This window comes from Solidesulfovibrio magneticus RS-1, assembly GCF_000010665.1.
GTDB lineage: Bacteria > Desulfobacterota > Desulfovibrionia > Desulfovibrionales > Desulfovibrionaceae > Solidesulfovibrio > Solidesulfovibrio magneticus.
Genome location: NC_012796.1, coordinates 3,653,184 through 3,677,679, shown reverse-complemented (window position 1 = coordinate 3,677,679; position 24,496 = coordinate 3,653,184). Strand labels below are relative to the sequence as shown.

Genomic DNA, 24,496 nt, shown 5'->3' with positions numbered 1-24,496 from the left:
GATTTATCCGCAATTCTCTTCTTTGCCTGCTTTTCCTTTCCAGTGGCCACAGCGGCGCAGAATGTTCCGCTATACTCATTAATTTCAGTGTGTTGACACGATTTGAAAGATTTTGAGCGCAAGTTATGTGTGAATCATAAGTGATTTCAGAAAGATGCGTCGTATTTGTCGAAATTTAAAATTTTGGGATAGCCGGGGCTGGCGGGCCGATGAGTCGAAAATGAACCGGATAATGAGTGGTCAGTGAGGCATCATGTGGTGCGCAGACGTCTGCGCGTTGGGGGGGAGGGGGCATCCCCCCTGGCCTGTCCCCAGGACATCCTCCCCTGCTCTCTACCACCCTTTTCTTGGGCTTTTTCCAGTTCGCCAGCCCTTTTCACTCCCCCTGGTCAGAACCCCCAGGATCTTCCCGTATATCCTAACCATCCGATTTTCAGTAAGTTTTTGGTCTTAGATGTTGATTCTACAGACATTTCAGTAAATGCAATGCACACGATGTGAAGCGATACCCCTCTTACCTTTACTAGACCAGTGGCATTTCGCACTAAAAAAATCGTCACTAATAATCTTTCGCGCTTCATCAAGTGTTTTTACTCATTGCGGACCTACTAATTCCTGCGGTTTCTTCGGCAAGCGAAACATGTTAAATTTCCAGCAGAGCAACAGAAATTGTAAAAAATTCAAACCTTAACTGCAAGTATTCCTATTGTTCATAAAAACTATTCTCCTGAGACTGTGGACTATCAATACTATGTCAGGTACAAGGATTAAACAGGATGCACGGTTGCCCCCCCCCCCTCTAAAGGTAAAAACACCATGCACTAAACCTGCAAAACAGATGTAAGATTAGATGATCAAACAAACGAAAACTAAGAAAATAGCTGCAAAATCAAACGAACAAACCACCATTAAAAAACATGAAAATACTTGTAGCCGAGGATGATGATGTTAACATCATAGTTTACACGCGTATGCTCTCAAAACTTGGCCATGAGATTACCCTTGCACGCAACGGCAAAGAAGCGTTCGAAGCGTCAAAGGTTGAAAATTTTGACCTGATATTGATGGATATAAACATGCCCTTAATGGACGGCATCGAAAGCACACATTTGATCAGAAAGTCTACCTTAAACACATCAACCTCCATATATGCCATCACAGCGACGACAACTGACATCGTGCTAGCGCAAGCAGGCAAAAGAACCTTTGACAGAATTCTCATGAAACCGATAAGTTTTATGGCCCTCAAAGAATTAACAAATACACAAAAAGAAACATGCCTAGAAACAACTTGGCACTCGCCAGCAACAAACTAAAAACACATAAAACACACCAGTGGAGACGTTGATTTCGCAACACTTACTATTCACAATTATACGACAAGATGTGGTATGCAAATGCACAACATTAAGAAAGAATTTTACAACCAAAATTTTCATTCTTCATTGGATGTTCGCACTAGAATACAATACAGAACTTGAAAAAATCTAGTACAATAACCAACAGAGAAAAAACGGTCGATTTGTTAAAGACCTATACAATTTTAATATTTGGAAATAAAAGCTCTCAATCTAAGACGCATTGGCACCAAAGCATAGACAACATAATGTAAAGATTCCACATTTATTACATAACCTCCTACCTCTACACTTATATACTTCAAGCCCTTATCAACTCCTACCACAAGCAACAATGCCATGATCCCACACCAAAACTTTTAAACGTTTACCATGACTATTACAAGTATAAACACAATAAAAGGCAATTTGCTTTGCATTTATTCTAACGTTATTTCGCTAAGTTAAAAAACATTGGTTTAATTTTGTGAACAACATTCTGAAATACTTTTGCCGCATGTTTAATAAGTCTGATATAAATCGAAATCTATTCTTGCTAGTTGTATCCAGCATGCTGCCTGTTTTGCTATTTGTTATATTTTATGGCTTGGCCCAAAGAAGACTCGCCATTAAAGAGTTCAAAAAAGAAATAGCCAATCTAGCTCAGAATGTTGCAACTATCGAAGCTGTAAAATTTAATCAAATAAATCATTATTTAAGTACTTTATCTGCGCTACCAGAAGTCAAAAGTTTTTCAGTATCCCAATGCAACTCATTATTTAAGCAGTTCATTCTTGACAATAAAAACATAGTCAATATTGTCCTTCTTGATTTAGATGGAAATGTCCAAGCTTCAGCTATACCACCCAATGGAATAATAAATTTGTCTGACAGAGAAGCTTTCACCGAAGCTATCCGCGGCAAAAGTATTAGTGTCAGTAACTATGTTGTCAGTCGACTCGCGGGAGTTCCTGTCTTGCAGTTTGGCTTTCCTGTTAAAGATAATGGTGGAACAATTGCAGGAGTCTTGTTTGTAACTTACCGACTTGATACTTATTTAGACCACCTTAGCAAAATAAGTATTTTGAATGGTACTAGAATAACCTTGGTTGATCGGAACGGCATTTCTTTGGCTGAGCAATCTTGGAAACTAAATTCGCCACACATAGGGATCCCATACAATATTGATACATGGAAAACAATTGCCGAAACAGATCAAGAAAAAGGAACAATATCTGGCATTAGAGACGACGGTGTCGAAGCCATCTATTATTTCATTAAATTAAAACTACCCCCCAATGGACTTCCTTACATGGTCGTCATCGCCAACACTCCGCGTGCGACTGTGCTGGAAACAGCTAATTTATATTTTTTCATTAATTTAGTATTAGTTGGCATAGCTTCATTACTCTCTTTACTGGTAGCTAAATTTGTTGGAGAATCTTTAGTTAGTCGTCAATACGATTTGATAAAAAAAGCGGAGGAAAAATACAAAGCTATAGCTGATTACAGCTATGAATGGGAGTATTGGGTCGGAAGTGACGGAAATTTACTCTGGGTATCACCAGCCTGCGAACGTGTGACCGGCTACCGGCCTGAGGAATTTATCCAAAACCAGCAACTTATATATGAAATTGTTCAACCTGAAGACTTAAGCAAACTAGAAACACACTGCAAAAACATTTTTTCTGAGAACAATCAACAATGCGACATTGAATTCAAAATTTTCAATAGAGCTAACAAACTTGTTTGGATTCATCATCATTGTCAGCAAATTATATTATCAGATGGCTCTTCTCTCGGTAGATTTGTTCGAAACCTTGACATCACAGAGCGTAAATCTTTCGAATTTTCACTAATTCAATCAAGAACGCAAGCACTTGAGTCTGCCAATTTAAAATCAGAATTTCTAGCCAACATGAGCCATGAAATTAGAACTCCGTTAAATGGAATAATTGGCATGACGGGACTTTTATTGGATAGCAACCTTACGTATGAACAGACACGTTTCGCTGAAGCTATTCGTTCCAGTGGCGACTCCTTGCTTGACTTGATTGACGATATTCTCGACTTTTCTAAAATAGAGGCTGGAAAGATTGAGTTTGAGTCATTTGACTTCAATCTTATAAATCTACTTGATGACTTCGACGATACTATGGCGTTACGAGCGTATGGTCGTGGCCTTGAACTTTTATGTAAAGTTGAACCCAACGTCCCTAAATGGTTACGAGGTGATCCAGGGCGCTTGCGTCAGATACTTACTAATTTGACGGGCAACGCAATCAAGTTCACCCATGCTGGCGAAATAACCTTACGAGTCACACTTGTAAAAGATGGCACAACAAATTGTATTCTTCGCTTCTCTGTCTGTGACACAGGAATTGGAATCTCACCAGTAAATACTCGTAATTTGTTCAATAAATTCACTCAAGCTGACACATCGACAACCCGGAAATATGGAGGAACCGGTTTGGGTCTAGCAATTTCAAAACAACTTACAGAATTAATGGGGGGAGAAATCGGAGTCACGAGCCAAGAAAGTCAGGGATCTGAATTTTGGTTTACGGTACGTCTTGAGATACCACCGCCGGGAACCCATGAGACGACACTCATACCCGCGAACCTCTTTGAGGTGCGCGTTTTAATTGTGGACGACAATGCAACCAACCGTGACATCCTGTATTCTCTTATGACAACTTGGGGGATGCGCCCTTCTACGGTTATTGACGCTCCAAGTGCACTGCAAGCACTTTATAAAGCTTTGAACGAGAATAATCCTTTCATTATCGCTGTGATTGACTCAAAAATGCCCGGCATGAACGGAGAAGCACTGGGACGGGCTATTAAAGCCGATCCTCGTCTCTCAAGGACCAAAATGGTGATTTTGACCTCACTAGGTCAGAACGAAAATGTAGAAATCTATAAAAAAGTAGGTTTTTCTGCTTATGCAAACAAACCTATTCGCCAATCTGATTTTTTTAAAATACTTTCAAGTGTTATTATTGATACAGACGATGTTAACAATCAAAACATAATCACACATTGTAATACAAATGAGAATATCATTCATTTCTCTCAAGGTGGGCGTATTCTTGTTGTCGATGACAACACAACCAACAGACAAGTAGCAACAGGCATACTAACAAAGTTAGGATTAAGCGTCGAAACTGTCTCTGGCGGAGCAGCTGCAATTCAAGTTTTAGAATTAATCAATTTCGATATCGTCTTCATGGATGTATTGATGCCAGACATGGATGGGTACGAAGCGACAAAGCGCATTCGAGACCCCCTCTCAAAAGTTATTAATCATAACATACCGATCATAGCGATGACAGCGAATGCAATGACTGGTGATCGAAAAAAGTGCCTCGACGCAGGCATGGATGATTATATATCCAAACCGATAATGCTTAAAAATTTGACTCAAGTTCTTGCAAAATGGCTTCATGGCGAGCAAAATTCTAAACACACACAGAATCCAGACGAAACTGATACCCATTCAGATGGAACTCCAAAAAAGTACTGCAATGAATTATTTAATAGAGTTACTTGTCTTGAACGCATGTTAAACGACGAAGACGTTGCACGCGATGTTATAAAAATATTTCTAGAAGATACGCCTCGCAATCTTTTTCTAATCAAACAGAGTATAAATTCTAATGACTTACAAAGCCTTGTGCGCCATTGTCATACTATGAGAGGAGCCTCAAGCTATGTTGGTGGACACACACTCGTAGCAATAGCTCAAAATATTGAAAACAATGCAAAGGGCGGCAAAATTGATTTTGTCAAAGCACAGATTGACGATTTAGAAAAAGAGTTTTTACTACTCAAGGCAGAATTAGCTAAAAACTTTGACTTGACATAACAATCAAGTGAATGACTTTATTAAATTTTTACATTAAAATTTTATTAGTTACGAATCAAAATTATAAAAATACTATATACATCTATGATTTTACAATTAATCAATTCAGACACTAATTATTTATACAGCATCTTTGTCTTATGCGTGACCTGTCCTCCTGCCCCAGGATATCCTCCTAGGAATTATTCAAGATTCCAACAGGGAGGATACCCAAATGGACCAGGACTGGAACATCATTTTCAGCTACACGCGGGAACTAGCCATTGAGGACGGGGTGTTGATCGACGTCACCGAGCAAGCGAATCAGCTTGGCTTCAAGGTGAACACCTGTGTCACTGACCGCCTCTATGGTGATTACCTTGTGCCCCCTGCCGGCCTGGAAGGAGAAGGGCAGTCCCTTGAGGGACGTCTTCATGATCTTCTTTTTCGGACATTGATCGCGGCGAAAGCTTCCATTGCTGGCGACCGCGCCGAATTCGACATCTTGTTTCTCATGAAGCCGGGCAGCTGGGATACCGTTCACGTCCTGGCGATCATGGGTCCGGGTGATCACTCCGAGCCAGTGTTGGTGGCAGGTCGGCAAGTATCCCAGCTGTCGACGGGCGCGCGCATATGGCGCCAAAGCCGGAGCGAACTGAGAGAGCCAGCCTTGGTGCGGGTTGTTGACAGAATTTGAAAGATTAGTATCAATTATTGTCGATAAATATTAGAAATAATACATTTTTTTGAGCCTTTGACCGGATTTGCCTTTTTCAATGAAAAACGTAAAATCCTCACCAGGATGCTCTACGTGCATGCGCAGGGATTTGCGCACGCATTATTCGGATTAGCTGGCAAGCCTGGTGAAGAAGCGGCACTCGGGTTGCCCTTTTGGGGCGCGGGGTTACTTATGCGTCACCTCCTGCGCATTGACCAAAGATATAATCCAGAAGTATCTTGCGCATCATCTTGAACGTGACCTCAACGACGGGTTTGATGTGAGCAGTCGGCTACGAATATTGTCGGTTCGTAGCTGGACTTTCAGTCCGCCCAATTAAAAAATATCCAGTTTCAGTTGGAGTTTGGGTAGTCGTTATTTACTGAACTACTCAATTAGAGGTTTTTAATGATTTTTGTTGGTGTTGTGTTGTTGGTAATTGCTGTAGCAGTTGTTTTGATGATTTATTTTAAAAAAGAGAAATCTTCTTTTCGGCACGAAAAACTGCCATATTTAGAAGTTTCTTGTCTTACAAGCCCAAAAGTTGAAAAGCATGGGAAATCATCGATAGAATATGGCCAAGATGAAACAGATAAGATTAAAAGTTTTGTTCAACAAATGCTTTTTGATTCTAGTGGAAACAGTAGTTTTTCAAAAGACGTCTTTAAAATTCCTTCGGTCCTGCCTCAAAGAATTGCCAGATCCATGAATCAAGTGGCGGCAGGGGCAACGAATTCAACTGTGTTGGGACGTCTTGAGAATCCAAACACTACGCCTAAGATTTTAGCTGGATTAGCAAGTTCTGATCCAGTTCTAACTGCTAATATTCTTAAGTTAGCAAATAGCTCTTTTTTCGGCATTAAATCAAAAGTTTCGAGTTTAGAAAGTGCTATCAATGTAATTGGATTTGGCAATCTTAAGACTCTACTTTGTATAGAAATACTCGAGAGTTCGGCTAAAAGTGCTGGTATGTCTAAGGCCCTTATGAATAAGCTTTGGTCGCATGTTGGAATGACTGCGTATATTGCAAAGAAAATTTCTCCTGCTTTTCACCATGTTGAATCTTCTGTAGCGTCTACGCTCGGAATACTTCATGATATTGGGAAGTTAATATTATATGATTCCAAGTCGGATTGTTTTTTGAATAGTATTCAAGATGAAATAAATGAATATGGAATAAGCCATTCAACTTCTGGATGTGTTGTTTGTAGGTCTTTCAATCTTCCTGATTATTCTGTTGATGCCATACGATTTCACCACGCGCCCCAGTTTATTGACATCGAAGATGTCGATGCTGATTTTACTGCTATCAGCTATGCAGTTGTTCTTTGCATGGCTAATGAACTAGCACATTTTTTAGAAAGTTCTTTTGTTTACACTCCTCGGCCAATACTTGAATCTTATCATTTTTTATTAAGTAAGTCCCAGATTTTCAGTGTCTTAAATGATCCAGGGTTGAAGAATGGAATATGTCATTCGTCCTTGTTTGGTGATGTTTGAATCTGTCAGATGGCCCAGCCAAGTGACTTGGCCCTTGCCCCGTAGCTATTCTCCGCTAGCCCTGATTCCCTGGTCCATCAGGCAAGCATACTGGCCTAAGCAAAATCCAACGGTAATATGAACTAATCGAAGGCCATTTCATTCTTGACAGCAAAGAAAGACATCCCATATTTAGTCAGCAATTCATCTCGTCTGCGAACCCATCCAGTGAGGAAAAAATGGAAGAGTATATCCAGAGCGCTCTTGAAATCGTAAAAGCCCAAGCTAACGCCCGGCCAATGACTGAAGATGAAATTATCAGCATGGTCAAGTCCGTCGCTCAAGGCATTGCTGCTGTCAGCACAGGTCAAATCGCCACGATTAATGCCGATGCTGCCGCCCCGGCCATTGACCCGAAAAAGGCTATCAAGGAAGCCTCGGTAACCTGCCTAGAGTGCGGTAAATCATTCAAAGTCATTACCAAGAAGCACTTGGCGGCCCATGGCCTCACCCCAGAAGAATATAAGGAAAAATTCGGCTACAAAAAGACCCAAGCATTGGTCAGTAAAGCCTTGGTTCGAGAACGTCGCGCCAAAATGAAAGACATGAAATTGTGGGAACGGCGTGGCAAAGACAAAGCCGAATAGCAAGCCAACCTTTCGATGCCGCCCAGCCTGATGCGGCCTCCCCCTCAGCCCCAGTGCGCCTCCCCGTGCTGGGGCTTTTTATGTGTCACCGCCCACCCACTGCTATGTTGATTAGTTTATGCCGCCGGCCGGACTAGGGGGAGGCACGGCCAACCTCCCTTCGGCCGAGGTCTTCATATCCCGGCAAGATGACAAGCCCCGGTCCTCCTGCTACCAAATCGCCATGGAATGGATCATCACCTCAGTCATTGCCGTTGTCGTCTTCATCCTGTCAGCGGTTTTCGTATTGCGGACCAAACGTCATGACGGCGGCAGTGTGCCCGGCCGATTCAACTTCGACGGCTACAAGGAAAGTGAACTGACCCAGCGTGGTGTCTTCGACAAGACAAAATGGCACTGATTCGCCGAGCCTTCACTCGCATCTGCCAAGGGATCGTTCTGCTCACTGGCCTTGTGGTCATCATTCGGCGGAAACTCCGTTAAAACCGTCAAGTTGATTTCTTCAAGTAGTTCCAGCCTCATGGCAGCCCTCTAGTCCAGCGATTCTCTGCCGCCGTCGGGCGGGCCTTCGTCCCCGTTCCTGTTGCGGCTCCCCGGAGACCCCCCAAATTCGCGCCCTACGACCCCGCCCTTGGGTTTTCCCCTGCGGGCTGCAGTTTGGTCTCGTTAGTTCCAAAAACGCAAGGGTGGGCCGCCTAGGCCCAATGTCCGATTCAGCCGGCGGTGCTGCCGAGTACCCGGCTCTCCCCGTTAGCTGCCCCAGCACCGTGACCTGGCCCTTGCCCCGAGGTGATCAAGTCGTTTCGGCTTCAAGGGGCAATTAAGGGAGTGCGCCGGACAGAGAATTGTTTTGCATTTTTTTTGACTCCAGATAAATTATTAAGTTTACTTTTGAATTTAAAATGGTATAATAAACAAAAGCGTATTGAAAGTATCCGCAAAATACTGTATATTGATGTATTCACAGAGAATTATAATGATATCAAAGTTAATGATTGAGTGGCATGAGAAAAATGGATCTCCTAAAATTAATCTTGAAAATATCGAAACGATGCACGAGAAAATATATGAAATACTTTTGAATAATAAAAATTTCATTGCAAAGAACAAAACTTATCAATTTGAAAAAATAGTACTCAAAGTTTTTCCAGGATGGTGCGGTGTAAAAAAAGAAATAACTCTTCTTAATACTGGTGAACTAACTGCATTCTTCAAGACTTCTCGTTGCAAAGACAATAACTATTCAAATTGCATGACAACCAGACTGGGAAAAATAACTTTAAATCGAATAAATCAGTGTATTAATGAAAGTAGATTTTTTTCAGTAATTCAAATTAGCGGCGAAATATTGACAGATGCGACAAGTTATAAAATCTTTATAAGATCAGAGTGTGGAATTGCACGACCGGTCAGAGTTCCTTCTCTTTCGTACTCAGGAAAAACAATGCCACCAATGCAGAGATTCCTAAGGCTTTTAATAAATGAAGTGGATATATTTTAACAAGTGTCTTAATGTATGGGGCAGCGCTAGTTTTCAGGTAGTGGCTAAATCATTGAAAACAAGTTAGCGAAGCGAGAGCTAGACATGAATAAATCAAAAACAAATATTCGAGACGTCCTCACTAATATATACACTGAACTCGAAACAAGATTGAGGATGGACTATGTAATCACAGGTGTGCCAACAGATTTTTTTGAAATTGATTTTTACACAAAAGGTTTTCAAAGAAAAGACTTAATTATACTTGCTGGTATGCCACACTCTCATAAAACATCACTTGCGCTAAATATTAGTTCAAACACAGCAATTAATCACGGGAATAGAGTGTTTTATTTCAGTCTTGATGCATCGCCAGAGATGCTGGTCAAAAAAATTCTTTTCCAGCTTTCAAACACTAGTTACAGTCATTTCTATTTAAATATGCTAGGGTATGGAGACTTAAAACAGCTTTATAAATTTGGTGAAATTATTAACAAAGCTCCGATAAATTTTTTTTGTGATACTAAATATACTTTTAAAAAGATTCAGACTAAATGTTTGAGTTCAAAAATAGTCCCAAAGCTTATTGTTATTGATTCTCTGCAATTGCTCGGTGATGTCACTAAAGACAAGACGACAATAGAAAAGGCTTTGATATCTTTTAAGAAGTTAGCTGAAAAACTAAATACTGCAATCGTTTTAATTTATGACGACCTGGAAGGGGCGAGGGATAGGTACACAAAAAATGAATACACGATAGACACAAGCATGTTTATAGAAAACAATGCAGATGTAGTCTTTTACATTAAAAACAATGCAGTCGTGTCTGTTGACGAAGATGACAACACTCAACAAACATTTAAAGAGATCATTCTTGCTAAGCAAAAGAATGGACCATGTGGCAGCTTGAGGATCGGATTCAATATAAATTCTCTGCTTTTTTATAATACAAATGAAGATTTATTTGACGTATCTATAAACAATGCCGAGAGAATAGTATCTTGCTAAATTTGTCAGTTGTAAATAATGTTAGTACAGGCGAGCCGCATTGAAGGACGAAAACTGTATAGTTATTTGCCTTGTATGGCTTTTATAAATCTTAAATGTCATAAATCTGTGATCTCCTTTTCGATCCAGGGTATCATCCCTAGAAGTTCTAATCTTCCAATAGGAGGATGCCCAAATGAGGGAGGAATGAGGTGTCATTTTCAGCTATACGCGCAAGCAGGCAATTGAGGGCGGTGACTTAATCGACGTCACCGAGCAAGCGAGATAGATTGTGCGTGTTGTTTTGCTTGTGAACGTAACTCAAGGATTGTATTTTTAAATTCATGAAAAGACCCTGAGATATTCAAAGGTGGCTTTGTTTCGCAGATAAGTCGATGCTCGATATCCCATGGACTAGGGTACTCAACCCAGGTCACTAACGCGTTTGTATTCATCCAATCTGATAATGATTTCTCACCTTCTTTCCCAAAGTTCGTTCGTCGGCCCACACGCCAGAGAGGAAGTCCTCTTAAGCAACCCAGGGTAAACCTTAGCGTTGAGCTACTCGCGTTACCTCTGCAGTGATTTATTATTCTTTTTTGAAGATTTTGTTTGCTCATCGATGCAGATGGAGATTGTCTAGGAGATATGCCTAAATATAATAATTTCTTGTTTTCGAAAACGTGGCAATCGTCCGTAGGCACAAGTGTCGATATTTCTTTGAAGTACCACGTATATATCCCTGGATTTTTCGGTATTAGATTCCTATTTTGAATTAGTTCAAAGCGAGTATACAAAAATTTTGGATTTAAAAGCCTGTCTAAGATGTGGTCAAATTTATTATTAACCATCAGCTGCTCCTGGATTTATTTGAAACGAAGACTGGTCATGGTTTTGCAGGCATATTTCATCTGATCCATTGTTTCAGAACGTCGTGATCTGAAATTTGTATTCAAATAAAGTTTGGTATTACCTAGGCCCTCCGTCTGGGTTGGAAGGTGAAGATCAGTCCATGGAAAGACGTCTGACCGATCTTCTCTTCAAAATACTTATCGCGGAAATAAATCTAGAGCTTGAAGTTGACTTGCATTGGATCTAAACATATACGATTTGTCAATGGCTTAATCAGGCCCTCAATGTCGGGACGAGAAAAAAGGATTATGGGCAGACAAAAATCAATAACCTAGGGGCGGTATTATGAAGAGACTTTTCTTGACGCTTGCCTTGGTTCTGGTTCCTGTCTTATCATTCGCAGGCACGGATCAAGAAGTCCGAGACATGATGATCAAGGAGTCAATCAGTTCCTACCCTGGCAATTGCCCGTGTCCCTACAACACCATGCGCAACGGTAGGAGTTGTGGCGGGAGAAGTGCCTACAGCCGACCGGGTGGCCGTTCTCCGCTCTGTTACCCAAAGGACGTCACCGACCCAATGGTCAAGGCGTACCGTGCGCAGCACAATTTGAAATAGGCTGGGGCAGGCGTTCTCCCCTTTTCAACCCTGAATCCAGGAGAATCCCCTGTGAAGAAAGCGTATTTGCTTATCGTTGCTCTGCTGCTGGTTTGCTGCATGGCTTCTGCGGGCATTGCCGGGCAGAAAGCCACCACTCCGAACACGGCCTCCCCGGCTAAGCTCGAAGCTCCTGCCGCCAAGGCCGAGCTTATTGACCTGAATTCCGCGACCGAAGATCAGCTTAAATCTCTGCCTGGCATTGGTGACGCCTACTCCAAGAAGATCATTGAGGGCCGTCCCTACGCCAAGAAGGATCAGCTTGTTTCCAAAAAGATCATTCCTGGCGCAACCTACGACAAGATCAAAGACAAGATCATCGCCAAGCAGAAGTAGGCGAGTCAAGTAAGCGGGGGTGAGGCATGCTCTTGCCCCCGCAAAGGTGCTCCAATGAAATTTTGCCTCTCGGCTTTGATTGTGTGCTTCTGGCTATTTTACCCAGGAGCCATCCAGGCCTACGACATTGGTCTTCATGACACGCCTGTTAGTGTGTACTTTTCTCCAAGGGGTGGCGCACAGCAAGCAATTGTTGATGCCATTGGTCAAGCTAAAAAGACACTCTATGTGCAAGCTTACAGTTTTACCTCTGCTCCAATAGCAAAGGCCCTTGTTGATGCCTCTCGCCGGGGAGTAAAGGTCGAAGCTCTTCTCGATAAAAGTCAAAGAAAAGCCACTTATACCGGGGCGACATTTCTTAAAAATGAAGGCATTCCAGTCTGGATTGACGACAAACATGCCATCGCTCACAATAAAGTGATGATAATTGACGGTGTGATTGTTGTCACAGGGTCTTTTAACTTCACTAAGGCAGCCGAAGAGAAGAATGCTGAGAACCTGCTGATCATTCGAGACCCCGGGTTAGCCAAACTCTACATGGACAATTGGGATCGGCATCGGGAGCATTCTGAGGAGTATTAAGGACTCGGGATCAGTCTTCAAGTGTCTCGGAGTTAATCACAGACATTGACAAGTGGGCTTTACGTCCCTCAGGTTTTTAAGTAGGCTTTTCAGCTTGCGATGTTTAAATTTGATAATAGCCAATAGCATTTCTGCAGAAAACAACAAAGAGGTAGTGGCATGTCCTTGAAGTGCAAGTGCAAGTCGTGCGGTCATGATTTTGATGTTGAATGTGCTGATTGGGAATTGATCTCTAGCGAAGAAGCGGAGATGGGCGACAAGTCGTCATACGTGATGAGCATTGACGGAGTTTGTCCAAGCAAAAAATGCGGCAAGCCGTTTCATGTTGATCTTTTCGAACATACTTATACTGAGCTTGAAGAACCGGATCAGAGCAGTGTCGCAGACAACGTGGAAATTGTGGATGGTTGGTGTGAACGTACGCCATGGGAACCAGAAGATCCTCGCGTCAAATAGGTAGTCTTAATAGCTCTAGGGTAAGTGTTTTTTTTATTTTTCCCCCAGCGTTTTGTTTTATAATTAAATTGTTTCAACAAAAGACTGGATAGCCCCGTCTTTGCGTTTTAAATTAGTTATGAAAAGGGTGATTTTTTGGCAGACGGCATTATCCAAGACTGAATGCTCATATAGAAAGCCCACGCCGTCCACTTTGACATGGAAGACGTGGGCTTCTTGCTTGGGCCTAACTATTTTTTGTCGATCTTGGTCTATTTTGCTTCAGCAGGAACTTTCAGCAACTCAAGAATGCCAACATTCTTTTCTTTAGCGGCAGCAGCAAGCGATTTCATGCCGTCAAAACCATTGTCCAGAACAAACTGAGTAACATCTCCGCGCTTCATTCCAAATTCCTTCATAATCATCTGAATCTGCTTGAGGGGATTGTTTTCGCCTGTAAGCGTTTTTCTGGCAATCTTGACCGACATATCTTTCTTAGTGACGCCGAACTTGTTCATGTACTCTTTACGTGTCAGACCATGAGTCTCAAGATGTTTCGTGCCTAAAACCTTAAATTCTACGCCACAGACGGCACATTTGACACCTTTCTTGGTCTTCACATGCTGCGCAGTTTCGATTTGCTTCATGGGCTCGGGCTGGACGTCAATGATCGGGCCGGCGCTGAGAGCAGTCAGTTTTTCGTAAATGCTCTTCGTTACGACTTCCAATTCGCTGAAATGAACTTTGCCGTGTCGGAGTTGGTCTTTCGCCAGGTTTAAAGCTTCTGCCCAAATTTCTTTATCGATCATGATTAGCTCCTTAGTGTTCGGATGAATAAATGGCCAGATAGCTTTAAGGTGACTTTCTGTCAACGTGAAATGAAATTTATGTTCATGAGCTTTGCTCAGTAATTGATCTTCCGTTGCCTCATGAGGGGAGTGGCGGCCAGCATCCCAGCCCCGGCCCTCTGGACATCCCTTGGATTCGCGCCCTACGGCCCCGTCCTGGCCCATTCCCCTTGCGGGCTAGATTGCCCTGGCCCCTCGCCCCCAAATCGTAAGGGTGGGCCGCCTAGGCCCAATGTCCGATTCGGCCGGCGGCGCTACCAATCGCCCCGGCCTCCCCATCAGCTGCCCAGCCCCGTGACCAGGCCCTTGCCCCGAGGGTATCCTCTTCTGGTCCCCGGCCTCCTGGATCACGAGGTGAACATGCCGACTGAAGCAGAATCCAACGACAAAATGCTCGAACTGATCGAAGAGATCACCAAGCGCTTTCAACCCATCGAACACCTTTTTGATGTCATGGGCGCGGCAGATTCAGGAGTACAAGGAGTGTTTGTACGGCGGTGGGCAGAGATAGGCATGCATCTCACTGCAACTTTCAGAGAATATCTTGATCAGATAGTTGCTGTGTCGAAAGGCAATGGCTGACGTTCTGGTCATCTAATCTATTTTCATGGAGGTTCGGAATATCATGCTTTTGAAATTTGTCGTTGGGATCGCCTTAGGTGTCGTTGTTGGCGGTGTGGTCAAAACAATCGCTCACGGAGGTGGTGTCATTGTTGGTCGTTATAACGTTCGAAATGCGATAGGGAAAGAAGAAGATAATGTTCGTGGCAGGTTCAACGATCTGAAAGTCACGGACAATGATCCGAAGTTCTATGATTAATGGCTAGCTGGATCTATTCTGTCAGGGCAGTCAATATCTTAAGGATCTTTGTTTTGTCGCTCGGGGATGCTGACTGAATAATGTCTATGGCAAGTTCTTCTGTCACCTTGGTTGTGAGCAGATCAACTTCGAGGTCAAATAACTTCATTAGGGAGATATCGAGCGCGACTGATAAGTTGTGAAGACTTTCAAGGGTAGGATTGCCCCGGCCGCGTTCGATCTCCCCGAGGTGCTTCAAGGATAAATTTGCTTTTTCGGCCAGTTCCAGTTGGGTCAGCCCGGCTTTCTTCCTGAGCGACTGGATTCTTTTTCCCAATATTTCATGGATATTAGCCATTTCTCCCCCTGGCTACCAATACGGGACTGGCGGCAAGGGGCGAACCAGACAATTCACCTTTTTTTCTTGTAAATAGGAATTAAGTTACCTATTTTCAGGGTGGCCGGCACGTAGGTGCAGGAGGGTAGGTCTGAATGGACTTGCAAAGAAATCCTTGCCAGACGTTTTTGTCGTAATGTTTCCATCAAAATAATACGGTTATAAATAGAAGAAGAGGACTACTATGAAGGCTTCGACATTGGCCAATGCATTCATTGGCTTCTTAAATCTAAATGCATTTTTATTTCAGGTTGCAGTTATTTCTATTATTGTTTTATTTAAAACCGGAAGCTTTATTGCGGCAATTCTCGTATTCGTTACAATGCTTATCGTGCTAAGCTTTAAAAAATTCGCGTGGATAGTTGTTGGCGGTCTTTCTGCGTCTTATTGTTATATTGGATGGTTATTCTTTGGATTTTATGGCCTATTGATTCTTGGTCTTGTTGGATTTGGCCTAAATTGGAGTGTGTCGCAGCTTCTTCAGCTTGCTAGTGGCGACAACGATGAATAAACATCAAGGAGGCAAATCATGATTGAAGCAAAAAGTGCTGGACTTGAGGCTGGACAAACTATTGATGGCATGATTGGTATTGAGTTTGAACTTAGCCAGAAGGCTGAAAATGTTTCTGCCAAAATTGTTAATGCAATGAACGCAATTGGCGGGACATTAATCTCCTACGACAAGAATATTTCGACGTATAGTTTTGGAAAGAAGTTTACTGCATTGCCTCTTGATGACTATCCTCTTGAGGTTGAAATACTTATCAGAGAAGATGTGTCAAAGTGCATTGTGACGGTGAAGGCCACCGATAAGTTCAAGGCTAAAAAATTTTTCAATTGGAAACGCACTGAAAAGTTTGAAAACTCTGCCAGTCGAGTTATTTTAAAGATCAAGACTTTCATGTTAGAGTATGAAGCTCATATTAATGAAGATGACGGACTAGGCAAGACGCTTGGAAAGTTTCCGACGATGTGGAATCCTGGAGCTGCAATCGCCTGGTCTTTCCTTTTTACTCCTATATTTGGGTCATTTATACAGATGAAAAACTGGAAGCAGCTAGGCGAGATCGAGAATGAAAAGAAGTCTATGTACTGGATGTGTGGCTCTATACTTTTTGCATTGACGATGACGGTATTCGATGCGAACTTTGAAAAAGCAAATTTGTCCAGCATCAAATTTTTGTACATAGCAGCGTGGTGGTTTTTCGATGGCAGAAAACAGGTTAAATACTTTTATGACCATATCCCTTTTTTTCAGAAAAGATCTTGGGAAAAACCTCTCTCAATTTCTTTGGTAATTTTTATCGTGTATGTTGCGTTCGGTACTGCACTTTTGCTGTCGAGCGCTGTAAGATAAATATATCTTTCCTGACAAAGCCTTCAACACCTCCTTTGAATCCCAAGACGCCCGTTTCTTGTCAAACAGTCTGTGTTCGCTGCCGGTAGTGACCTCTTTCTCCCCCCAGGGTATCCTCCCAGGAAATTCAAATATTCCAACGGGAGGATACCCAAATGGGCGAAGACTGGAACATCATTTTCAGCTACACGCGGAAACAAGCCATCGAGGACGGGGTGTTGATTGACGTCACCGAGCAAGCAGCCGAGATAGGCTTCAAGGTGAACACCTGTGTCACTGACCATCTGTATGGTGATTACCTTGCGCCGCCGGCTGGCCTGGAAGGAGAAGGTCAGTCCCTTGAGGGACGTATTCATGATCTCCTTTTTCGGACATTGATCGCAGCGAAAGCTTCCAGCGCCGGCGACCGCGCCGAATTCGACGTCTTGTTCCTCATGAAGCCGGGCCGATGGGACACTGCCCACGTCCTGGCGATCATGGGACCGGGTGATCACGGCGAGCCAGTGTTGACCATTATGATGCCAGAAGACGAATAATCGTGCTGCGTTGTGAGCGGGATGGGTTTGAAGCGACACGCACTGATTCTATACTAAATTACGATGAAATTGCTACGTGCTGATCAAAGACCATGATGCGCACGTAGTAAGGGGGCAGGACTTGGAGGCTCTATTGCCCCCTTTGCCCCGCCAAGGGTTCGAGTCCGGAACTTTTTTCAGGGGAGATCTGGGTATCGCACTTTTTGAAGCGTGACGTCTTGAGGCCGCAATCAGCAAAGTGGGAATTTTTGGCGATAAATTCTTCTGAATTTGAGGCGTGGTGGAATATCGAAAAGTCAAACCCCGGGATTTTGAGCACTGACCTTCCAGCATGAGGGGCTTGGTGGGAAATGCGTGTATTTTCAACAGGCAAATCGAAAGCTATTCTGGCTTGTAGAATGTATTGATAATAACTTTCTATCAAATTAGACACAAAAGCATGGTGACGTTTTAGTTAAGGCTGTTTTTGTTTCTTTTTTAATTTTCTGACTTCATCCTCAATTCGTCTTTTTCCAAGATTGTACTCTTCAAATCCTGCTGATTTTCTGACGTCATCTGCAAGTTCGCTTAACGATTTGTTGTTGTCTGGGCTTTTTAGTTTTTCAAAAATAATCTGTGCCGCATGAAAAAGAGGTTGTTCTTTCTTTTTTTTAGATGTTTCACGCATTGTATGGCTTTTCCCATGTGTGGACATCGCGCGAATGGAACGTTCTGCATAAAATTGCCATTCGCGAAAAATTATCCCGTCATGGAATACAGTCCGCAACATTATTTGCATCAATGATTCCGTGCTCAAGCTTTCAATTGAAGCAGGAAGATCTGTTACATGTGTTACATACAAGGCAAATATTTCTCCAAATATCCTAAAATCAAAATGTCTTTCTCGCTCGATTTTTGACGTGAACTGTGTAATGAGGTAGTTTATTATTATAAACCTCATTCCGAAAATGCCTATCGAAGAAAAGCAAGCTTTTAATTTTTCGTTATCCTGGAGGTTGTTTATCTTTTCAAAATAAATTTTTATTGTTTTAGGGTCAAGTCCATAAAATTTCAACAAGCCAATGTGAGCTGTGTAAGTTGTGTCTGTTTGCAGTAGCTCTCCTAGAGCGTCGACAACATCATCTTTTGGCCTCTCGTCATTCAAGAGCGTGTCTTTCAAATATGTAAATGTCGTTTTTAAGCTAATTCCTTGAATGCTTGTTGTGTCAGAAATTGCACTAAGGCCTTCAAGAATATACTCTGTCATCGGTGCCAAGGCCTTTGAGTATAGTATTTGTTCAATGTCATTAGTGTATTCGTTTATGATTTTGCACGCAAGACTTCTTTCGTTGATTTGGTTTGAATCTTTATTTTTTGCATTGCCTAGAAAAAGTTTTGTCAAAATCCCATCGATAAAAGACGTATTGCCTGTTCTTTCGTTAAGATAGAACGGGAAAATGATATTCTGATTTATTTCATCGCCCATAATGTTGTGGTCCTATCATTGCCAGGTTGTTGTTTTGTTGTGAGTCAAGATTAATCGTCCATGATTCAAGACCAATATGGCATAATAAGTCACACGCGTCTTCTCTGGCAGATTCCGTTTCATCCTTTCTTGTCGTCGAAGGCGGTATCCCTAAGCCCCGCAGCTTTCCCACGATGTTTTCGGGCACCCCAAATTCTGATCGATTTTATGCAAAAAGTCTTTTTGCAAATTGTCGCATCTTCCGGGATGGCCTAGAAAGTACCCATATGAGCCCACGGGGAGTAACTTCCTCTATTGATAGAGGCGGTTATCCTACAGGGGGTTAATCGGCAAGGGAGAATCGCACCCCCTAAGCGGAAAGCTCACCATGGCAAAAATGGTTGCCAGAGAGCCAGGCAGGGACGAGCCAGGGGAAGCAGGCCGGCACGGCATCGAGCCGCTTGGTCGCTTTGATGGGCTGGCGGTCTTCCTGGAACGAATGCCGACCCTGTGGGCAGACTGAACACATCACTCCAAACAGGAAATGACGGCGAAGAGCGAGTAAAGAATTCAGTCGACTCAATATCTGGCTGGGCAAAGACGAGTAAACTATTTACAGTCGGAGAAACTGACCATGAGCGAAGTAGCTATTCTGAAAGTTATCTTGGAAGCTAATCCTGGTCTTTCCATTGATGACGCGCTTAAGTTGACTGACAAGGCCATTAAGAGCCTTTCCAAAACGAAGGCTGATATTGCTAAAGGCAACACCGGGGCCAGCGATGATGGCAACGGCCCTGCTGACAAAAAGATGTCTGGGCATGGTTACACCCAGGCAGACTTGAAGTGTAACCCCGTAAATGCTCTGCAAGGCGATAAAGCCACGTGCTGCCTCTGTGGTAAACAATTTGATATCATTACGAAACCCCATCTTCGGGAAAGCCATGGTATTACTCCGGAAGAGTATCGCAATTTGTGTGGATACTCCCCTACCCAGCGCCTGATGACGGAGACTTATCGTCAGCAGCGTGCGAACAAGCTCAAGGGAAACGAGCCCTGGAAACAGACCAATCGCTGGAAGGACAAGCAAGCCAGGGAAGCTGCCGCGAGGGAAGCTGCGTCCCAGGCTGTGGATGAAATCGTTACCGACGACAAGTCCACTCCCATGGAAACCCCGAAGGCCCCGAAATCCGATGCCAAGCCTCAAGCCAACGCTTCGGGAACGCCCGAGAAGAAGGACGACAAGGGGGATAGCACGCTGAAATTGTAACGCGTAATCACGAGTAAACAGATAGCCTGGGCCTGGGATGGTTTTTACCGTCCCGGGCCTTTTTGTGTTCGTGGGTGCCGGCACGATGCGAGGGCAACGCCGTCGCCGGCTCCATGCCCGTCCCGGCGGGAGGGGCAAGATGCACTTCTTCTGCCACGCCGACTTGCGACTGACAGGGCTGTAAGGTACTTCTCGAATTAGGATTTGAGGGGACCGGGCCGGTGCCTCGTGCCTGGGCCGCTGGCATGGGTGCGTAGCCGCGTCCAGGGCCGCGATCCTGCGGTTTTCGGCGAGGGGGCGACGTTTGGTGCCAATGAGCCTGGCGAAACGGCGAAATGGGCCGTTTGGGGCATTCAGCAGTGGGCCGGAGGTGATGCTCTGGCCGGTCGCCGTCGTCGGCGACGTGTTTCAGAAAAATACAATATAATCGGTAATTTGGCAAAATTCGATGGAATTCGGATTGCAATTTTCAGGATAAAATACTGAATTTTAATAATTTTTTTGGGAATTCCTAATTTTGGCCGTGTCAAGGCAGGCCTGCCTCAGGGCGGTGTCGAAAATGAGCCTGAAAATGAGGGCGTAGTGAGGCGCGACACAATGCGTGGACATCGGCGCATTATGTTTTGGGGGTCATTTCGGGTCTGTTTGCAAGAGGGAACAGTCCTGCGCTGGCAAGGTCGGCGGTCTCATTTTGCCCAACTCCACTGGGGCGATGGCCGACAGGGGCCGGCGACAATGAGTGAGACATGAGGGCTGGTGAGGCGCTACCCCATGCGCAGATGTCGACGCATCGAGTATCCCGGGTGATTGGGAGGCAAGACAAAGCGTCCCAGCGAGGCTCGCCAGCGCGCGCGATTATCTGCCGAGGTTGCATGGGGCACGGGAGTCGGCGTCACCTCCGAGACTTCGGAGGCGTTGCCTCGCCCCCGGTAGCGACAATACGCCGGCTCATGAGGGTTGGTGAGGGTTGGTGAGGCGCGACATAACGCGCAGACGTCTACGCATCGAGTATCCTGGGTCATTCCGGGGAGGACAGGCGGGAATGTGAGGGCTGTAGGTTCGGAACTTAAGAAGTTAATGATCTTATCACCTCAAGTCCATCTTCGAGTTAAAAAGACAGACATCCGGACAAATCACGACTTGTTTTGTCGCTACGAACAGGCTCTCGTGATTTATTTGTAGAAGCTATAGTAAATTGAGAGGACAATATGGCAAATGACAAAAACGCCAAGAAGACTACTGACCAGGAAGAAGACAAAGACGAGGTGTTAAAGCAAAAGGTTGCGACCGTAGAAGATCAACTTGACAATACTGGTGTTACAATTGACACGAGAGGATTCCCAAGTCTTATTAAAGATTATATCGAGTGTGTTCGGGCTCAAACAGGTTGCGATGAAATATCTGCCACTGTCAATACACTAAGCCTTATTTCGTCAGTTGTTCAAAAGTCTGTCTGCATTCCTAAAAATGACCTGCCGACAAAAAAAGAAGGCTATTTCCAAAAACTTTATCCAAACCTGTGGATGATTGAAGTTAATAAATCCGGTGGGTTTAAGACCACGGCGCAGCGTATTGCTCATGGTCCAGCTTATGCGATACAAGAAATCATAGCAAATTATAATAAATCTAAGATCGGGTCAGGCGTAGTTGACAATCTGAAGGGGGCACAATGTCAAGAAAAAGATGGACTGTATGAGAAAAATATATTTTTGCCAACAAGAACGACTTTCGCGGCACTTCTTGATGTGTTGTCTAAGAAGAACGGTGGCTTAATATTAAGCTCCGAATTCGGAACATGGTTGCAGCAACTTACAGGCGGCATCTCGAGCATGTCGATGCGCTCAACTATGGCAGATTTGTATGATGTCCCTCGGTTTTATGAAACAGCCACCAAGACAGGTGGATCAATAACTCTCGAGGAGCCATTTATATCTATTTGCGGCGCAACAACGCACAGTCAAATTGCAAAATTATTGAACGAAGAAGATGTTCTTTCTGGATTCTTGCCGAGGTTTCTTTTGTTTCTGCCTCCGATCAAGGATGACATTCCAAAGGCGTTGCCGAGCGTTAATGTCAACAGCAAATACAGTCGCGTAGAGTCAGGTATGATTAAATTTTTAACAAGTATCCACGACAAAAAAGAATTTTCTTTGTCCAATGGCGCAAAGAGAGCATTTAACGATGTTCATGAATCGATGTACAATCAAGTTCGGCGCGAAACAAAACAAATAAAGGATTATATAGAACCATTCTTAAGAAGATGGTCGCCATACATATTGAAAATAGCAATGTTACTTCGTCTTGCAGAAGATGAAAAGTCGACAATTCTGGAACGCCTTGACATTGAAGGAGGCGGCCACGTTGTTAAGTGTGCATACACGTCGACAAAGTGGCTTTTAAGCAATTTTATTCTGGAGTCAGAAGTTGCTAAGCGATCAAAAGCAATTCTGAGATACATAGCAAAAGAAGGAGGCTCGTGTATTCGCCCAAAATTATTAAAAAACAATGGCAATTTCAATGCTGATCAGATGGATAAGATTATTAAATATCTGGAAGAGACAAACCAAATCATAGTCATTGCCAACAATTTAAAGGGCAAGACGGTTTACCAAATAGCTTAAGGAATAAATATGGCCATTGATCTCGGTTATATCAATCAGTTTGGAATTGACGTTGCTGGCAACGTTCAGAGTATTACAGCATTAGCATCGTCGATAAACAGTTTCATGACAATACCGGATGAAGCAAGATGCATCGACAGTATTTATTTAGACTTCGAAGTCATCGGGAAGAAAGCTATCGAGACAAGGACATATAATTGGGCGCGGCTTGGTGAGCTACTTTTCCATTTACAAGATCGCTACAACAAAAATCCAAGTATTGACCGGGTAAAGGATAGTTGGACAAAATTTGCTGCTGAAAATTTTACAAATTTCGGGAAAAGGAGACGAGAGCAAGCCGTCAAGTTGTATAACTACGGAAAAGAACTTGAAAAATATTATTTCCTTGGGATAGATGAGCTGCTCTATGTATTCAATTTGCTCATAGACAAGCACAGGAAAGACAAGGAAGGTCTCAAGAAGACAGGAGAAATGTTTGATTTTTCATTCAACAGCCCAGTCGACACAGAGGAGGAACGAAGAATTTTCAAAGAAAAGGTCGATAAAATATGTGCCTATGAAAAAGATTTTTCTGAGGTTAAAAAGGCTGGCGCTGACAATGAATTGTATTACAGATGTGTGTCGGTTGGCTGTGTCGTAAACAAAAAAGTAATCACCCACATCGGAAGCCTAGCAAGCCAAGCTGAAAAAGATGCTTACATGAAAGAATCAATAGCCAATCGAGATTTTAAAATTTCAACCAATAAAAACGCAACAGAACACGCACTATCGTCGCCTGGATTGCTCTGTAAATTTTTGGACAATACGTCAGGATACAGGACTAAAGGGCTAGACGAGGTCAAGCATCTCGGGTTGGATATTGTCACGCAGGCAATTCGTGAACTAGTTTGGCTGAGAAAAGAGCTGAGGAAAATATAATATGCAAATCAAAATCTACCTTTCTTCATTTAGCTTCGACATTCTCGCTGAATACAGAAAAATGTTTAATGATGCAGAAATAAACATTTTGCTGTCGTATGGGACAACGAGTGGCGATTATTATAGCATGATTGAGACAAACAGGAGCATGATTAACAGCCTTATCCTCGATAGTGGGGCCTTCAGCTTAAATAACATCGAAGGAAGTAACGGTAAGCCCATCAATATTGATGGGTTCATTGAATATTGTAAAACATTCCAAGGGCAGTTCGATTTTATTTTCAATTTCGACGAAGACTTCAACTTAAATGGATTTGAAAAGAACTATAAAAATCAGAAAAAAATCGAAGCAGCCGGGATAAGAGTTGTTCCTGTTGTGCATGATTACATCGGGGAAGAAGTGGCTGAGCTTGATGAATACTTGAAAAGTTACGATTTGATATCGCTTGGATTTTCTGAACACAAAAATGACAAGCAAAAGTTAGCCGCTACTGTGTTAAAAATTAAGCAAGCGAAAAAGAAAGTTCACTTGCTCGGCGTTAGCGCATACAACAGGTTGAAGAATTTGCCAGTTGATTACAGCGATAGCAGTAACTGGGCTCAAGGCCAAATCTTTGGATTTATGTATTACTGGAACGCCAAGAATACTCCGAATGACCCAGAATTAACACTGAGGTTTAAAGATTTCGAACCGAACAAATCAGATTCCAAAAAATATTTGGATGGTTCGCTATATTTTGGCGAAATCATGGAATACTTGAAAAATGAACTCGGTATAACATATCAAAATTTGTATGGACAAAACGCGACATTTTATCGGCAGCTTGTCAATACTCATTACTTTGTTAAGATGCAAGACCGTGTGCGTGAAGCCCACATCGCAAATGGATTTGACACGCAATACCCATAGAAAACGCAACCGTTTGGCCAACCTGGCTCAATAGATCATTGA

General features: G+C 43.1%; 23 protein-coding genes and 1 pseudogene. 20 read left to right on the top strand and 4 right to left on the bottom strand.

What is annotated here, in order from left to right; genetic code table 11:
- The first annotated feature begins 917 nt into the window (after positions 1 to 917).
- From DMR_RS23715 to DMR_RS23695, 8 genes and pseudogenes are all read left to right on the top strand, one after another.
- Positions 918 to 1,316, top strand: a complete 399-nt coding sequence (locus tag DMR_RS23715) for a response regulator (protein ID WP_015861917.1) — start codon at positions 918 to 920, stop codon at positions 1,314 to 1,316.
- Between the two features lie 508 nt (positions 1,317 to 1,824).
- Complete coding sequence (locus DMR_RS23710; protein WP_015861916.1) at positions 1,825 to 5,205, top strand: response regulator; 3,381 nt, start codon at positions 1,825 to 1,827, stop codon at positions 5,203 to 5,205.
- 214 nt (positions 5,206 to 5,419) lie between these two features.
- A pseudogene (locus DMR_RS15410) lies at positions 5,420 to 5,773 on the top strand (DUF6573 family protein); the annotation flags it as partial.
- 537 nt (positions 5,774 to 6,310) lie between these two features.
- Positions 6,311 to 7,402 (top strand): HDOD domain-containing protein, encoded by a 1,092-nt coding sequence (locus tag DMR_RS23705; RefSeq protein WP_015861913.1) that lies wholly within the window; start codon positions 6,311 to 6,313, stop codon positions 7,400 to 7,402.
- A gap of 218 nt (positions 7,403 to 7,620) precedes the next feature.
- A complete protein-coding gene (locus DMR_RS15405; protein WP_015861912.1) occupies positions 7,621 to 8,028 on the top strand; it encodes a MucR family transcriptional regulator in 408 nt (135 codons plus the stop codon).
- Between the two features lie 223 nt (positions 8,029 to 8,251).
- On the top strand, positions 8,252 to 8,428 hold the full coding sequence (locus tag DMR_RS25070) for a hypothetical protein (RefSeq protein WP_173362483.1): 177 nt from the start codon (positions 8,252 to 8,254) through the stop codon (positions 8,426 to 8,428).
- 576 nt (positions 8,429 to 9,004) lie between these two features.
- Positions 9,005 to 9,529 (top strand): hypothetical protein, encoded by a 525-nt coding sequence (locus tag DMR_RS23700; protein WP_081429631.1) that lies wholly within the window; start codon positions 9,005 to 9,007, stop codon positions 9,527 to 9,529.
- Between the two features lie 156 nt (positions 9,530 to 9,685).
- Positions 9,686 to 10,516, top strand: coding sequence for a DnaB-like helicase C-terminal domain-containing protein (locus DMR_RS23695; RefSeq protein ID WP_232502811.1), 831 nt, complete (start codon positions 9,686 to 9,688; stop codon positions 10,514 to 10,516).
- Positions 10,517 to 10,764: 248 nt separating this feature from the next.
- Here DMR_RS23695 and DMR_RS24920 read toward each other — a convergent pair whose 3' ends face one another.
- Positions 10,765 to 11,346 carry a GIY-YIG nuclease family protein gene (locus tag DMR_RS24920; RefSeq protein ID WP_015861907.1) on the bottom strand — a complete coding sequence of 194 codons (582 nt, stop codon included), beginning with the start codon at positions 11,344 to 11,346 and terminating at the stop codon, positions 10,765 to 10,767.
- Positions 11,347 to 12,016: 670 nt separating this feature from the next.
- Here DMR_RS24920 and DMR_RS15395 point away from each other — a divergent pair.
- The 3 genes from DMR_RS15395 (at position 12,017) to DMR_RS24605 (ending at position 13,378) form a co-directional block, all read left to right on the top strand.
- The gene (locus DMR_RS15395) at positions 12,017 to 12,340 is read left to right on the top strand and encodes a ComEA family DNA-binding protein (protein WP_015861904.1); all 324 of its coding nucleotides are present in this window, start codon (positions 12,017 to 12,019) and stop codon (positions 12,338 to 12,340) included.
- Positions 12,341 to 12,394: 54 nt separating this feature from the next.
- Positions 12,395 to 12,922, top strand: coding sequence for a phospholipase D family protein (locus tag DMR_RS15390; RefSeq protein ID WP_015861903.1), 528 nt, complete (start codon positions 12,395 to 12,397; stop codon positions 12,920 to 12,922).
- A gap of 159 nt (positions 12,923 to 13,081) precedes the next feature.
- Entirely contained in the window at positions 13,082 to 13,378 is a 297-nt protein-coding gene (locus DMR_RS24605; RefSeq protein ID WP_015861902.1) for a hypothetical protein, read from the top strand.
- Positions 13,379 to 13,629: 251 nt separating this feature from the next.
- Here DMR_RS24605 and DMR_RS15385 read toward each other — a convergent pair whose 3' ends face one another.
- Complete coding sequence (locus tag DMR_RS15385) at positions 13,630 to 14,166, bottom strand: MucR family transcriptional regulator (protein WP_043600852.1); 537 nt, start codon at positions 14,164 to 14,166, stop codon at positions 13,630 to 13,632.
- A gap of 399 nt (positions 14,167 to 14,565) precedes the next feature.
- On the opposite strand from DMR_RS15385, the gene DMR_RS15380 reads away from it, so the two are divergent.
- Positions 14,566 to 14,787 carry a hypothetical protein gene (locus tag DMR_RS15380; protein ID WP_043600850.1) on the top strand — a complete coding sequence of 74 codons (222 nt, stop codon included), beginning with the start codon at positions 14,566 to 14,568 and terminating at the stop codon, positions 14,785 to 14,787.
- Positions 14,788 to 14,830: 43 nt separating this feature from the next.
- A complete protein-coding gene (locus DMR_RS23685; RefSeq protein WP_015861899.1) occupies positions 14,831 to 15,025 on the top strand; it encodes a hypothetical protein in 195 nt (64 codons plus the stop codon).
- Positions 15,026 to 15,038: 13 nt separating this feature from the next.
- Here DMR_RS23685 and DMR_RS15375 read toward each other — a convergent pair whose 3' ends face one another.
- The gene (locus DMR_RS15375) at positions 15,039 to 15,362 is read right to left on the bottom strand and encodes a helix-turn-helix domain-containing protein (RefSeq protein WP_015861898.1); all 324 of its coding nucleotides are present in this window, start codon (positions 15,360 to 15,362) and stop codon (positions 15,039 to 15,041) included.
- A 223-nt stretch (positions 15,363 to 15,585) separates the two neighbouring features.
- Here DMR_RS15375 and DMR_RS24600 point away from each other — a divergent pair, with 223 nt between their 5' ends.
- The 3 genes from DMR_RS24600 (at position 15,586) to DMR_RS15365 (ending at position 17,294) form a co-directional block, all read left to right on the top strand.
- Positions 15,586 to 15,912: a hypothetical protein gene (locus DMR_RS24600; RefSeq protein WP_015861897.1), complete on the top strand. Its 327-nt coding sequence runs from the start codon at positions 15,586 to 15,588 to the stop codon at positions 15,910 to 15,912.
- 18 nt (positions 15,913 to 15,930) lie between these two features.
- Positions 15,931 to 16,758: a hypothetical protein gene (locus tag DMR_RS15370; RefSeq protein ID WP_015861896.1), complete on the top strand. Its 828-nt coding sequence runs from the start codon at positions 15,931 to 15,933 to the stop codon at positions 16,756 to 16,758.
- Between the two features lie 155 nt (positions 16,759 to 16,913).
- A complete protein-coding gene (locus tag DMR_RS15365) occupies positions 16,914 to 17,294 on the top strand; it encodes a DUF6573 family protein (RefSeq protein ID WP_015861895.1) in 381 nt (126 codons plus the stop codon).
- Positions 17,295 to 17,748: 454 nt separating this feature from the next.
- On the opposite strand, the gene DMR_RS24595 is transcribed toward DMR_RS15365, so the two are convergent.
- The gene (locus DMR_RS24595) at positions 17,749 to 18,759 is read right to left on the bottom strand and encodes a hypothetical protein (RefSeq protein ID WP_015861893.1); all 1,011 of its coding nucleotides are present in this window, start codon (positions 18,757 to 18,759) and stop codon (positions 17,749 to 17,751) included.
- 613 nt (positions 18,760 to 19,372) lie between these two features.
- Between DMR_RS24595 and DMR_RS22510 the strand changes: the two genes are divergently transcribed.
- From DMR_RS22510 to DMR_RS15350, 4 genes are all read left to right on the top strand, one after another.
- On the top strand, positions 19,373 to 20,005 hold the full coding sequence (locus DMR_RS22510; protein WP_015861890.1) for a MucR family transcriptional regulator: 633 nt from the start codon (positions 19,373 to 19,375) through the stop codon (positions 20,003 to 20,005).
- Positions 20,006 to 21,213: 1,208 nt separating this feature from the next.
- Complete coding sequence (locus DMR_RS23680) at positions 21,214 to 22,626, top strand: DUF3987 domain-containing protein (protein ID WP_015861887.1); 1,413 nt, start codon at positions 21,214 to 21,216, stop codon at positions 22,624 to 22,626.
- A gap of 9 nt (positions 22,627 to 22,635) precedes the next feature.
- Positions 22,636 to 23,544, top strand: a complete 909-nt coding sequence (locus tag DMR_RS15355; protein WP_015861886.1) for a hypothetical protein — start codon at positions 22,636 to 22,638, stop codon at positions 23,542 to 23,544.
- 1 nt (position 23,545) lies between these two features.
- Entirely contained in the window at positions 23,546 to 24,454 is a 909-nt protein-coding gene (locus tag DMR_RS15350; protein ID WP_015861885.1) for a hypothetical protein, read from the top strand.
- The last annotated feature ends 42 nt before the right edge of the window (positions 24,455 to 24,496 follow it).